The following is a 12,809-nucleotide window of genomic DNA, read 5'->3' as shown; positions in this document are numbered from 1 at the left end:
TGAATATAGTGTGACTGTAGGCCAATGCTTGTTTTTAGAAGCTTTTGAGAGAGTAGTTTTTACATCTATCAAGCTCTTTTACTAGAGAAATGTGCTGCTAAGGGCGAAAATTTACTAAGTTGTGCACGTTTAACAGGGGGGGACATAAACTAGTTAGAGTGCTTTATTAGAAAGAGGGATACGATGTCAAAAAAGATCGCCTTTATTTGTAGCGTGGAGTCCTATAAACTTTCCGATGCACATATTTTCAAAGATTTATGCCTTGTACCTATTTTACTTGGGGACTACTTAGGCTATGAAGTGAGTATTGTTACAACAGAGATGAACGACGCCCTACTTCAACAATCTTTTCCTAATGTGAAATTTGAACATGTCCCATTTGGCATTGACTATGTGGCGAATATGAATGCCTATTTAGTGAAGTATGCAAAGGAGATCGACATAGTATTCGCTATCGGTCCCTATCCATCCTACCTTCCTATTCTCCAGACCTATAAGCACTATCATCCAGATGGGAAAATATATATGAAGTTAGATGTGAATCGATTTTGGCTAAACCGATTAAAAACCTATCCATATTTTCTAGAGTTACTAAAACTCTGTGATCTCCTCACCTCTGAATGTGTATCTATTCAAAAGGCCATTCAAGAGTTTTCACAATTGGAAATTAAACATCTGCCCAATGGCTTTTATGAGCATTTTTACACAGAGCCGGTGCCGTTTCAGGAAAAAGAAAATAGAATTTTAATGGTGGGACGCTTAGATTCGCCAGAGAAGCAAACTATATTGGCTGTTAGGGCTTTTCTAGCAGCACAAATTCCAGACTGGGAGCTTCGGTTAGTAGGTCCGATGTCTGCAACATTCCAGCAGGAGCTGCTAATGATACTGGATAGTCATCCACTTGCGAAGCAAGTGACTATCATAGGGCCCATTTATGATAGGGTGAAATTAGAGGAGGAATACCGTAAGGCTAAAATCTTTTGTTTAACGTCTCTAGTTGAATGCTATGCACATGTTTTTGTAGAAGCAGCTAAAAATGGTTGTTATATTGTGACAACTGATGTGGATGGTGCTGATGATATAACCCAGCAACAACGTTTTGGCACCATACATCCGACACATGACTGGGAAAGTATTGGCCGGACATTCCAGCAAGTCACGAAGCAGGAAGCATTGCTAGCAAATACTTGTGTAGAATTGCAAGCATTTGCACGAAAGGAACTAAACTGGCAGCAACTTGTGAAGAAGGTTGCTGTATATTTGGATGAATAAACGTAAATATTCTTTCTCTAAATAGTGGAGTATTCTTTTCTTTATACCATTATTTCCTATATAATAGATTCTAGAAATATAGGTTAGACAATCATGGGTAGACACAAGGGGAGACAGGAATGGAAATACTACAAGCAACAATGAACGAACTAGAAGACTTAGCAAAATTATTTGATGAATATCGCCAATTTTATGGGATTGATTCAGATATAAGTAGTGCCAAGGCATTTTTACAATTACGATTGGCTTTAAAAGAGTCTGTTGTTTTTGTAGCGCAGGAAGATGGTAGGGTGATTGGATTTACACAATTATATCCAACATTTTCCTCTGTCGCTTTGCAACGCGCCTTTATTCTCAATGATATTTATGTAACCGAAGATGCTAGAGGCCTAGGGGTGGGCAAGGCATTGATGGAACAGGTATTTCAATATTGTGAGCAACAAGATGCTCGCTATGTTACGCTACAAACAGCAGCCGATAATGTAAATGCGCGTAAACTTTATGAAAAACTTCACATGAAGCAAGATGAATACTGTAATTATGTGAAATATTTTATGTAAAATAAACGAGCAAGCATCCTGTCTACGGACGGATGCTTTTTTGTGCTAAAAATCCCCTAGATCTATCATAATCTAGGGGAAATTAGGTTGGTTATTTAATTTCTAGCGTATAAGGTAGGGTACTTGCCTGACCATAATATTCACTGACTTCAATATAGTATTTACCAGCATCTAGTTCTACTGTACCTACCTCAGCATCTCCTGCCCCATAAAGATCTAGCGTTTTGACTGTTTTTCCATTTGCATCGATCACTCGGATGACGCCATCTAGTGATTTTTCTGTTTGAAGAGAGAATGTCACGTCGCGCTTTTGGTCATTGTTCCATTCAAAATAATCCTTATCACCAAATGGGATACCTGCATTTAAATACTGACTTGCGATCCATCGATCCTCTTTTTTCGTAAGAGCAGATGGTTTGGTTGGGATTCCATTCACTAATTTAGAATCGGCATCTTCGTCTGCTCGCTTATGGTCAAACAGCGTTAATGTATACGGTTGAGCGGACACTTGACCAAGCCCCATGCTGTTAACAAGGATAAAATAGCCTCGATCTTTTTTAGCCGTAAAGGATGTGTTGACATCAGTTGTTCCCATCATTCCAAGGAGCATTTCAAGTATGTTGTCACCAAGTCCAAATGGAACTTCAGTTTCCATTTCCTTTGGATCAATTTTCATATTACCGTTCGTATCCTCGATAATCGCTCCTGCAAATTTCAAGTCTTTTTGCAGTTCATTTGGTAGTTGCGCTAATTGTTCATTTGTAAACGGAACCGAAGAAAGAAGCAGGCTCATCACTTCATCATTGCCTTCTTGCTTATAGTAGTAGTAATCTACATCATCTGAATAAATGAGATGATCTTTGTAAGTAGTACCCGGTTGAATTTTGAGGGCTTTTGCTTCCTCATTATTTTCCGGATTATAATCTGCTGGAATTTCACCTATTTTACTAGTTTTCAATGTGTAAGGATCAGCAGAACGTTCACCAGCATTAACAACAGCTACTACATATGTTTTGTCCTTTTTTAATGGAATGACCTTTGCTTCATTTTCATTACCGGCTGAACCAAGTAGTAGTGCTAAAATGCCGAGATCATTTGTTAAGGAAGAAACCGGAATTAATTCCTTTGCTTCCTCGTCATATTCAAACACTGTACCCGTAGGCATTTGGTTTGTACCTTTGTTAAAGCTAAAACTATAGAGAGCGTCTTCCTTCGCTTTAAATGTGAAGAAATCTTCATCATATTCAGTTTGGAAATAAGCTTTTTGATCTTCGCCGATATCAAAGCGTATCGCCTGTTTCAGAATTTGATCAACATTTTCAAGATTGCCCGACGTCATAGGTGTCATTAACATACTCATCAGGCTATCCATTTCATTGCGTTTTTTTATGTTACTTGGTGAAATAGGTACTTGTTCCTCTGGGACGTTTTCTTCTAACATGGCTTCATCTAAAGGTAGTCCATCCTCGTCAGGAGGAAGGGTCACCACTTCACCTTTTAATGTGTAAGGAATCATAGATTCACTGATCGTTTCCTCTTTTTCAATGCCACCACTAAAGAACATCTCCATTGAAAACTCACTATTACTCTCATTAGATACACTTAATACGTATTCTTGATCTGGAACAGCATCGATTATCATGCTGACTGCTTCACCTTTCGCTGCACCATAAGCAGATTGTATTGGATAAGCTTCCTCTTCTTCAACTTCCTCATTTTCAGCTTTGCCGGCTTCTTGTGGTGGTATTGGAGAAAGGTCATCTTTTAGATAAAGCTCCATAGAAGCGGTAACACCTGGAATCCCAGTAAGATCAAATTTTAACGTCGTAGGTTTTTTTACAGAAAACGTGAAATAATCTTGATCTTGCTGTTGATCTTTTGACAGAAGGGTATAGTTTTTGCCTGCTGTACTATATGGGAACTTTTTAATGGTCTCCATTGCAGACTTATCCAATGTATCGATTGGCAGGTCCTTCGTCGTTTGTGCTGTAAAGACATAAGTAGATTTACCTTTTAAGCTATAGCTACCATTATGATCTTTAACACCAACTAATAGCGTGCCTTTTTGATCTGCTTTAAATAAATATCCTTCTTTTTTACCTACACGAACATCATTCACATTGATCGGTTCTACATCACCAATCCCGCTATTTGGGTAGAAATATAAGTCAAAGGCATAATCATATTTATCAGCACCTTTTAATGTAAGCTGAGCATATTCATCCTGGTCTAATTCAACCTTGTACCATTTTATCTCGTCCTGTTGCTCAAATACACCTTGTTCCGTGTTCAACTTATTTTTAGCTAGTACTTTGGCATTTTTAAGCTGATTTTCCTTAGTCTCTGAATAATGCTTAGGCAGTTTATTTAAATCAAACTGTAATGCTTTTACAGGATCTACAAGCCCATGACCATACGTAAGATCATAACCCTTCTCGCCCAAATCTTGTGCTGTCATTTCCAGAATGGCTTCTATTTCATGCGGCTTTAAATTTGGATATTTTGATTTAAGAAGGGAGACAATACCTGCCACGACTGGCGATGCCATAGATGTGCCACTAAATTTGACAAAGGAAGAACCTTTTTTCCCATCATGAACCGTACTATATATTTCCTCACCAGGTGCCACAACATCAACGGACGGTCCGTAATTTGAATAACTTGATAGCTTGTTGCGATCATTCGTCGAACCAACACTAATGACACCTTCGAATGAAGCGGGGAAGGAGTAATCATCTGTTGATTCATTTCCAGCAGCAGCCACAACTGTTATTCCACTATCAATGGCTTTCTGAACAGCTTCCTTCATCAGTGGAGATTCCCCATAGCCCCCTAGACTCATATTAATGACATCGGCACCTTGCTCAATGGCATAGAGAATGCCCTGTGCAATAATGAAATCATTTGCGCCCTCTTTGCCATTGAATACATCAATTGGCAGTAGCTTTGCTTTTGGATTAATCCCGTGTCCACCAATACCATTATCTTTTGCTGCGGCGATAATTCCCGCCACATGTGTTCCATGGTCGCCTGGATAAGTAGCATTTGCAGGTGCTGCTGCATTATAGGGTGGGAGTACTTGAGATTTGAGATCGGGGTGTTTAAAATCGACACCAGAATCAATGACAGCAACTTTTACATCATGATCGCCAGCTAATTGGAGTGCTTGATCCATTTGCAGTAGACTTAAATGATACATCTCTTGTTTTTTTGGATCTATGTCTTTAGTGAAAGAATGATATACATAGCTAGGGGATACACTTTTAATCCCGTTTTGCTTTAAGTAGTATGAAACGGCCTTTTCGATTGTTACCCCTTTGTTCAGTTGAACTACATCGTAACCTAATGAAGGAATAGAGCGGATGACTTTAGAGCCAATTTTTTTATGTACATTTTTATCAAGACCTGAATGCTTGATAACAATTGTATCCTTGCTCATCCATTTTTCTTCATTCTTTTCTATTTGTTTCGAACTGTTTGCCAGCACATTTTTTGCTGTATGTTGTGGTGTCTCAGCAAAGGCAGAAGCGGTAGGAACCATTAGTGCAGCGGATGCTACCACTGCGACAGATTTGTTAAACCAACTTTTCAATTGTTATCTCTCCTTGGGGTTGTAAATTTAGTCTCGACTATACATATACGAATAAAGATTAGTAAAGTTTCGTAATTGAGGAAAATTTTTCTCTAGCATTCAATTTGGTCAATTAATTTTTCTATATCTTTTTTAGAGCGAGGCATACGGATGCTTTCCTGCACTAATTTCTTTTTTTGTAATGCTAAGACCATTTCTAAAACCCATGGTCGTTCTAGATGAGCTTGTGTTAGCAATTCTTCATCATAAAACAAGGTGATAGGATCGCCATTATAAATAATTGATCCACCCTCCATAACAATAATTTGATCCGCCCATTCATAAGCAAGAGAGAGATCATGAGTAGCTAGTAAAATCGTTCTTTTACCGTCTGCTAATTTAGCTAAAGTTTGTAAAACTTTTGAAGAATAATAATTATCAAGACCAGCTGTTGGTTCATCTAACAGGAGGACAGAGGGCTCCATCGCTAACACACCTGCCATTGCCACACGCTTTTTTTGACCTACACTTAAAAAATGAATCGGTTTTTCGAGTAAATTTCCCACTTCTGTCTGTGCAACAGCCCATGCTATTTTTTCTTCAACTTTTGCAGTAGACCAACCAAGGTTCAGCGGTCCAAATGCGATATCTTGCTTGACAGTGCCTGAAAAAAGTTGATGATCCGCATCTTGAAAAACGATGCCGACTTGCTGGCGAAGTGCCTTTAATGCCTTTCGATTGTATTGAAGCTTATTTCCTTCAAATAATATCGTTCCAGCAGTTGGCTTCAAGATGCCGTTCAGATGCTGAAATAAAGTCGATTTTCCAGCACCATTATGACCTAGGATGGCGATTTTTTTTCCTTTAGGTATGTGTAAGGTAATGTCTGTCAGAGCCTTCGTTCCATCAGCATAGGCATAGGACAGCTGATTTAGTTCAAAATAACAGTTTTTCATGAGAAGTATCCTCCATAAACGATGAGCACTAGAAAAATAACGGCCATGCCTAGCCAGTTTTTCTTGCTATAAGAGCTCGTCTCTTGCCAATAAACGCTTTCACCACCCCGTGACTGCATGGCATTGTTGAGCTCTCGACTACGCTGAAACATTTCAACAAATAGTGCCGCAATAAGCATAGATATAGAGCGTAGCCACTGCATAGGTGAATGGTAGCCAAGCCTGGCCTGCTGGGCTAGATGAATTTTTTGCATGCTCTCTAAAAAAATAAAGATAAAATGATAGGTTAATTCTACTAGCTCGACTAGGAGTGAGGGAAGTCGCCATTGTCGTAGCACAAAACAAATTCCTTGTACGGATGTGGTCAAAATTAAAAAATATAAACAGCTAATACTGCCAAGAACGATAAAGAACAAGTGTTGCGCAGTTAGGACACTTGCTTTCCCGATGAATATTGTCCAAGCCATCCACGTGAAAGACCAAACATGCGCAGGTAAGACAGTGGTTGAAGGTGTAATAGCTAGTAAAATGGATACGAGACTCGTCAGCAAGAAAAAAGCTGGTAGTAATAGTAATTTAATATAGTATTTAAGCGGGATTTTCGCACCTATAATGATAAAAGCACTCATTACAAAAAATGTAATGAGTGAAAGACCTTCATCTTTCATGATAAGCGTTACTAGAAGTAGTCCAAGTGAAAAGATCATTTTTTCAAGTGGATGAACGAACGCTAGCTTATTGAGGTAGGCATATTTATCAATGAGCAACATGTTGGTTAACCTTCTTTATGTTTGCCGCGCATATAGCCAATGAAGTAGCCAATAAAACCAGCACCAATAGCGGCTTGTAGGACGAATAATAAGCTTTCGATTTCACCACTTGGCGGCTCCCATAAGCTGTCGAACCACGGTTCATATTCTGCATCGATTTCTCCAATAGCAGCTTCTGCTTCTCCATCAGCACCACCAAATTCTGCTCCTTTTTGGATGAACAGTGGGATGATGGCTAACAGCACTACAATCACTAATAGCAATACATTACGTTTCATTTTAATGTGCCTCCTTTGTAGAGAAAACACGTAAAGTTTTTAATTCGCTGACATTGTATTTTTTCAAGAAATTCATCACAATGACTGTTAAAATTCCTTCACTAACGGCTAACGGAATTTGAGTTAAGGCAAAAATTCCTGCGAACTTTGTAAAGGATGCCATAAAACCTCCAACCTCTGAAGGGAAGGCTAGTGCTAGTTGGACAGAAGTCACAATATATGTACCTAAGTCACCAAGCATAGCGGCAAAGAAAACGGCAAGTGAAAATGACAACCCTATTTGTTGAGCCCCTTTAAAAACAAAGTAAGCAATAAACGGACCGACAATAGCCATAGAAAAGGCATTGGCTCCTAAAGTAGTGATACCACCATGCGCTAATAGTAATGATTGGAATAATAACACAATCGTCCCAATGACACTCATTGCTAAAGGTCCAAATAAAACTGTTCCAAGTCCAACGCCAGTTGGGTGGGAGCAGCTCCCGGTAACAGAGGGGATCTTTAAGGCCGATAGCACAAAAGCAAATGCTCCTGAAAGCCCTAAGAGCATTTTTGTTTCAGGGTTTTCTTCCATTGTTTTTCGAATGGAACGCAATCCTAGAATAATAAAGGGAGTCGTGATGACCCACCAAAAAATGGCCCATTCAATGGGTAAAAAGCCTTCCATGATATGCATAGCAAAGGCCCGGTTTGGCACGATTAACAAGGCCAATAAAAAATAACTAAGTTTCCACCATGAAAATGTCAAAAGCTTTCCTCCTAACGATTAGTTTTTTAAGAATGTAGCGTGCGTAAAATAAAAAAGCACTTCTCCGCTGCTGGAAAAGTGCATAGCTAAAAAAAGCAAATCATTCTCATCTGCTAAGCCGCACACCTATCCTCGTAGGTTGAAACGATCACCTTTTTTTCGGCAGGTCTCCTGGCTCTAGTTCAACACTTTATAGGTCTTCCCATCATTGGACAGTGACATTATCTATAAAGCTCCCTATTACAGTGGCGGGACCGCGCCGGATTCAAACCGGCTTCCCTTTTAAGTAAAATGGCAAGCATTTTACACCGAAAAAACATAAAGTTGTGAGATTTCACGACAAAGTGTAACATAAATTTCCATAATTGTGCTAGATTTTTTTATATAAAAATTTTTAATTGCATATCCATATAGAAAATTTAGATAGAAGTAAGGAGTACTTAGTTTTTTAAAGAATAAGATTCGAGCAAAATTGATAAATTTGTCATAAATTTTTAAAGAAATATTGAAATTTTAAAATAATAAGATATGATAGAGACAGTTTTCTAAACAATTGAAGAAGATAATAAATTTCATATAAAACGTCAATAAGTGCTCGAATAGCTCGAGATAATAGGGAAATTGGTGAAAATCCAATACAGCCCCCGCTACTGTAATAGCTGATGAATTCGCAGGTACCACTGGTGAAAACTTGGGAAGGTGCGATAGTAAAATGAAGCTTAAGTCAGGAAACCTGCTTATTTGATTGTGCATGCAAACTTTTCGGAGGGAGAAGTTGAAGCGAGAGCGAGTACCTGTATTTTATTCTATTCGTTTTTATTTGGCTTCTACAAAACCTTTACTCTTCGTTAAGAGTGAGGGTTTTTTCTTTTTCCAGAAAGCAAATGAGGGGAGACAGAAGATGACAACATGGAATTTAGAGGGGATGAAAACACATCTCTTTATTTGCAATGGCAGTAGCTGCATGAGAAAGGATGCTGAGGAAATTACCTTAGCCATTCGAGATGAAATACAGCGACAAGCACTCGATCAGGAAATACATACGACAAGAACGCGCTGTAATGGACGATGCAAGGATGCTTGTGTAGTCATCGCCTATCCACAAGGAAATTGGTATCGAGTGCCATCAACAGAGCATGCAAGAATACTCGTACAAGATTTACATCATGAATCATTATACAACGAACATGTCTTTACACTTCGGGAAGGTACATTACAGCGTACAGCACAAACGACAGCCATTAAAGGGATCGAAAAGGTGAAAGAGGGGTAACAGCATGGCGCAAAAAGGGAAAATTTTCGTAGTGGGCTTTGGACCTGGAGATTTTAAGCATATTACGACACGAGCAGTAGAGGCTTTACAACAAAGTGATATGATCATAGGCTATAAAACCTATGTAGAGCTTATTCAAGATTTAGTCAGTGCAAAGTCTATTGTCAGTACCGGAATGACAGAAGAGGTATCACGTGCTCAAGAGGCTGTTCGTCAAGCAGAAGCAGGCAGCATCGTCTCCGTAATTTCGAGTGGGGATGCGGGCGTCTATGGTATGGCGGGATTAGTGTACGAAGTGTTAATCGAATTAGGCTGGACAGAAGCTACAGGCATTGAAGTAGAAATAGTTCCTGGTATTTCAGCAATCAATTCATGTGCTAGTTTACTAGGGGCTCCGATTATGCATGATGCTTGTACCATTAGTCTGAGTGATCACCTAACACCATGGAATTTAATTGCAAAGCGTGTCGAGGCTGCTGCAATGGCTGATTTTGTTATTGCTTTATACAATCCTAAAAGCGGTAGGAGAACAAGACAAATTGTAGAAGCACAACGAATTCTCTTAGAATATCGCTCGCCAGACACACCAGTAGGACTTGTAAAAAGTGCCTATAGAGAACGTCAGGAAGTGACGATGACAACATTAGCAGAAATGCTCGAACATGATATTGGTATGCTGACAACCGTGATTATCGGCAATTCATCGACATTTTTCTATGATAATAAAATGATTACGCCACGTGGCTACCAGCGTAAATATACACTTGGGGAAGAAAAACAGCCATTACGACCACATCAGCGTTTACGTGAAGAAAATGAGCCGTGGGCAATGAACCAAGAGACAGGGACTGCACGTGATGACTTTGCAGCAGACCCTAATGCTGGACGATTTAATAAACCCAGTGTAGCGGCTACGCCTCGGCCGAAAAAAACAGCGCTTGAAATGGCAACAGCGGCACTCGCCATGGTGAAAGGAACAAGTGCAATTAAGGTCACGCCGCCGAAGCTTGTGCAGCAAAAAATAGAATCTATTTTTGAGCTAGCAGTAAGTCCTGGGGTAGCCAATAAGTTTTTCACACCACAGCAAATGATGACATTAGCAGAGGTGGTTGGAGAAGAGGGCACGATGGAATATACGCCAGACCATCAAATCCACTTAAAAATTCCGACGACAGAGCCTGAACGCATTACAGAGAAATTACAGGAAGTAGGCTTTTTATTAGCGCCTATTGGGGATGTCCTGTCATTGAAGGCTTGTGATTTTTGCTATGGTGAAAAGGCTGATTCCATTCCATATGCGGAAGAAATACAAGAAAAACTAGGCGGCATGTCCTTACCTAAAACATTAAATATTGGCTTCAATGGCTGTGGTATGGCCTGTTATCGAGCTGTATTTGATGATATTGGCATCGTCTATCGTAAAAGTAAATTTGATGTTTTTATTGGAGCAAAGCCAGTCGGTCGTACGGCTCATGCAGCGCAGCCAGTTGTAGAAGGGTTGGAGCCTGAACAGCTACTCCCACTTATTACAGACATTATTGAAGAATATAAAGCAAATGCTCATCCAAATGAACGCTTGTTTAAATACTTTAAACGTGTGAAAAAGATACTGCATTATACGTATCAAGATATGTCTTCCAAAATAAAAGTAGAGCCAGCTCCGTGCGGCGACTAGGTAAGGAGAAAAGAGATGAAAGCGATTTTATTTGTCGGCCATGGGAGCCGTTTAGCAGCAGGGAATGATGAGGTACGTACATTTATCGAGCAAATGAAGCCTCGTATTGATGAACAGTTTTTAGTGGAAACTTGTTTCCTTGAATTTGCATCACCAAATATTGAAGAGGGCATTACAAACTGCGTGAAGAAGGGCGCGACAGAGGTTCATGTAATACCGATCATATTACTGCATGCTGGTCATTCGAAGCTACATATTCCAGCAGAGATCGAGCATGCGCGTGAGCATTACCCGAATATTACTTTCACGTACGGTCAAACAATTGGAATTCATGAAGAAATCTTTGCGATATTACAAGATCGTCTCGCTGAAATTGGTTTTAATGCGGAACAGGAAGAGCAAGATACAGCGATTTTATTAATTGCACGAGGTGGCAGTGATCCATCTGCAAATGGTGATTTTTATAAAATTACTCGTCTTTTATGGGAGGAGCTACCTGTTAAATACGTGGAAAGCGCTTTTATGGGTGTAACGGATCCTCGTGTCGAAGAAGGGATCGAGCGCTGTGTCAAGCTAGGTGCTAAAAAAATTGTTATGCTTCCTTATTTTTTATTCACAGGGATTTTAATGGAACGTATGAATGATATGTGTAAGAAATTTAATGAGCAATATCCAGCGTGTGATATTCAAATTGCTAACTATTTTGGCTACCACGAACGATTACAAAATGTTTTATTAGAGCGTATTGAGCAAGCAGTTAACGGTACATCAACAGGGATGCAAGATTTAGAAAATTATCGCGCCTATGCGGCGGTTCATGGTCATGCCCATCATCACCATCATCACGATCACGATCATGGTCACGACCACCACCACCACCACCATCATGATCACGAACATCACGAGCATCATCATGAAGAGGAGCCGGTAAAATGATTTTCATGTTAGCAGGGACGAGTGATGCAAGGGATCTAGCTCTTGCCTTACAAAGTGCAGGCCATGCTGTAACCGCCACAGTTGTAACAGAATCGGCAGCTTCAAGTCTTGCTGATGTTGGCTTGCCACATTTAATAGGTCGATTGACAGCGGAAGAAATGGCGTCCATTATTTTGGATCAGGGCTATCAATTGGTAGTAGATGCTTCCCACCCCTTTGCAGAGGAAGCCTCGAAAAATGCAATGGCTGCAGCTAAACAGGCGCAAGTACCTTATATCCGTTATGAACGTGCGCATGAGCATTATACGCATCCACTTATTACTGTGGTGAAGGATTATGAGGAGGCAGCCAAGCTAGCAGCAGAAAAACGCGGTGTCATCATGTTGACAACAGGCAGTAAAACACTTGCGACATTTACAAAGGTTTTACAAGGCTTAGAAAATACAAGAGTGATCGCTCGCATGCTACCTAGATTGGACAATATGGAAAAATGTGAGGCACTTGGTGTTGCACAACGTGATATTGTAGCCATTCAAGGTCCATTTTCAAAGGAATTAAATGAAGCCCTTTTTCGTCAATATGGGGTCACTTTGATGATTACCAAAGAAAGCGGTAAAGTCGGTTCGGTTGATGAAAAGCTAGAGGCAGCTCTTGCCTGTAATATTGAAACAATTTTGATAGCAAGACCCAATATTCAATATGGGCAACAATATTCAACATTTGAAGAAGTCTTACAGGCTGTTCAACATACTATTTAGGAGGCATTATCC

The 12,809-nt window shown here is 39.8% G+C and carries 11 protein-coding genes and 2 riboswitches; of the genes, 6 read left to right on the top strand and 5 right to left on the bottom strand.

Annotation, left to right across the window (positions count from 1 at the left end; genetic code table 11):
* Positions 1-183 precede the first annotated feature (183 nt).
* Positions 184-1,272, top strand: coding sequence for a glycosyltransferase family 4 protein (locus MKY49_RS13935; RefSeq protein WP_341386516.1), 1,089 nt, complete (start codon positions 184-186; stop codon positions 1,270-1,272).
* A 119-nt stretch (positions 1,273-1,391) separates the two neighbouring features.
* On the top strand, positions 1,392-1,832 hold the full coding sequence (locus MKY49_RS13930) for a GNAT family N-acetyltransferase (protein WP_274793573.1): 441 nt from the start codon (positions 1,392-1,394) through the stop codon (positions 1,830-1,832).
* 91 nt (positions 1,833-1,923) lie between these two features.
* Here the strand turns inward: MKY49_RS13930 and MKY49_RS13925 are convergent, their stop codons facing one another.
* The 5 genes from MKY49_RS13925 to MKY49_RS13905 form a co-directional block, all read right to left on the bottom strand.
* Positions 1,924-5,424 carry a S8 family peptidase gene (locus tag MKY49_RS13925; RefSeq protein WP_341386515.1) on the bottom strand — a complete coding sequence of 1,167 codons (3,501 nt, stop codon included), beginning with the start codon at positions 5,422-5,424 and terminating at the stop codon, positions 1,924-1,926.
* Between the two features lie 92 nt (positions 5,425-5,516).
* Positions 5,517-6,359 (bottom strand): energy-coupling factor ABC transporter ATP-binding protein, encoded by an 843-nt coding sequence (locus MKY49_RS13920; protein ID WP_341386514.1) that lies wholly within the window; start codon positions 6,357-6,359, stop codon positions 5,517-5,519.
* Positions 6,356-7,129, bottom strand: a complete 774-nt coding sequence (cbiQ, locus tag MKY49_RS13915; protein ID WP_341386513.1) for a cobalt ECF transporter T component CbiQ — start codon at positions 7,127-7,129, stop codon at positions 6,356-6,358. The genes MKY49_RS13920 and cbiQ overlap by 4 nt, the downstream gene beginning before the upstream one ends.
* Before the next feature lie 5 nt (positions 7,130-7,134).
* Positions 7,135-7,407: an energy-coupling factor ABC transporter substrate-binding protein gene (locus MKY49_RS13910; RefSeq protein WP_274793569.1), complete on the bottom strand. Its 273-nt coding sequence runs from the start codon at positions 7,405-7,407 to the stop codon at positions 7,135-7,137.
* Between the two features lies 1 nt (position 7,408).
* The gene (locus tag MKY49_RS13905; protein WP_274793568.1) at positions 7,409-8,155 is read right to left on the bottom strand and encodes an energy-coupling factor ABC transporter permease; all 747 of its coding nucleotides are present in this window, start codon (positions 8,153-8,155) and stop codon (positions 7,409-7,411) included.
* A 144-nt stretch (positions 8,156-8,299) separates the two neighbouring features.
* A riboswitch (cobalamin riboswitch) is annotated at positions 8,300-8,483 on the bottom strand.
* Positions 8,484-8,727: 244 nt separating this feature from the next.
* Positions 8,728-8,910, top strand: a riboswitch (cobalamin riboswitch).
* Positions 8,911-9,056: 146 nt separating this feature from the next.
* Between MKY49_RS13905 and MKY49_RS13900 the strand changes: the two genes are divergently transcribed.
* Genes MKY49_RS13900 through cobK form a run of 4 tightly spaced genes read left to right on the top strand, consistent with a single transcriptional unit; the run spans position 9,057 to position 12,797 of the window.
* On the top strand, positions 9,057-9,428 hold the full coding sequence (locus MKY49_RS13900) for a (2Fe-2S) ferredoxin domain-containing protein (protein ID WP_322611905.1): 372 nt from the start codon (positions 9,057-9,059) through the stop codon (positions 9,426-9,428).
* Between the two features lie 4 nt (positions 9,429-9,432).
* On the top strand, positions 9,433-11,103 hold the full coding sequence (gene cobJ, locus MKY49_RS13895) for a precorrin-3B C(17)-methyltransferase (protein WP_274793566.1): 1,671 nt from the start codon (positions 9,433-9,435) through the stop codon (positions 11,101-11,103).
* 15 nt (positions 11,104-11,118) lie between these two features.
* Entirely contained in the window at positions 11,119-12,039 is a 921-nt protein-coding gene (locus MKY49_RS13890) for a sirohydrochlorin chelatase (RefSeq protein WP_341386512.1), read from the top strand.
* Entirely contained in the window at positions 12,036-12,797 is a 762-nt protein-coding gene (gene cobK, locus MKY49_RS13885; protein WP_341386511.1) for a precorrin-6A reductase, read from the top strand. The genes MKY49_RS13890 and cobK overlap by 4 nt, the downstream gene beginning before the upstream one ends.
* Positions 12,798-12,809 lie beyond the last annotated feature (12 nt).

The sequence above is a fragment of the Lysinibacillus sp. FSL M8-0134 genome (assembly GCF_038069745.1).
In the GTDB taxonomy this organism is placed as follows: Bacteria; Bacillota; Bacilli; order Bacillales_A; family Planococcaceae; genus Lysinibacillus; species Lysinibacillus irui.
This window is presented reverse-complemented; position numbering and strand designations above follow the sequence as displayed.

Excerpts from the sequence above, each read along its gene's own strand:
- cobK (WP_341386511.1), top strand. The coding sequence starts at position 12,036 with ATGATTTTCATGTTAGCAGGGACGAGTGATGCAAGGGATCTAGCTCTT.
- MKY49_RS13910 (WP_274793569.1), bottom strand. The coding sequence starts at position 7,407 with ATGAAACGTAATGTATTGCTATTAGTGATTGTAGTGCTGTTAGCCATC.
- MKY49_RS13900 (WP_322611905.1), top strand. The coding sequence starts at position 9,057 with ATGACAACATGGAATTTAGAGGGGATGAAAACACATCTCTTTATTTGC.
- MKY49_RS13930 (WP_274793573.1), top strand. The coding sequence starts at position 1,392 with ATGGAAATACTACAAGCAACAATGAACGAACTAGAAGACTTAGCAAAA.
- MKY49_RS13920 (WP_341386514.1), bottom strand. The coding sequence starts at position 6,359 with ATGAAAAACTGTTATTTTGAACTAAATCAGCTGTCCTATGCCTATGCT.
- MKY49_RS13935 (WP_341386516.1), top strand. The coding sequence starts at position 184 with ATGTCAAAAAAGATCGCCTTTATTTGTAGCGTGGAGTCCTATAAACTT.
- MKY49_RS13890 (WP_341386512.1), top strand. The coding sequence starts at position 11,119 with ATGAAAGCGATTTTATTTGTCGGCCATGGGAGCCGTTTAGCAGCAGGG.
- cobJ (WP_274793566.1), top strand. The coding sequence starts at position 9,433 with ATGGCGCAAAAAGGGAAAATTTTCGTAGTGGGCTTTGGACCTGGAGAT.
- cbiQ (WP_341386513.1), bottom strand. The coding sequence starts at position 7,129 with ATGTTGCTCATTGATAAATATGCCTACCTCAATAAGCTAGCGTTCGTT.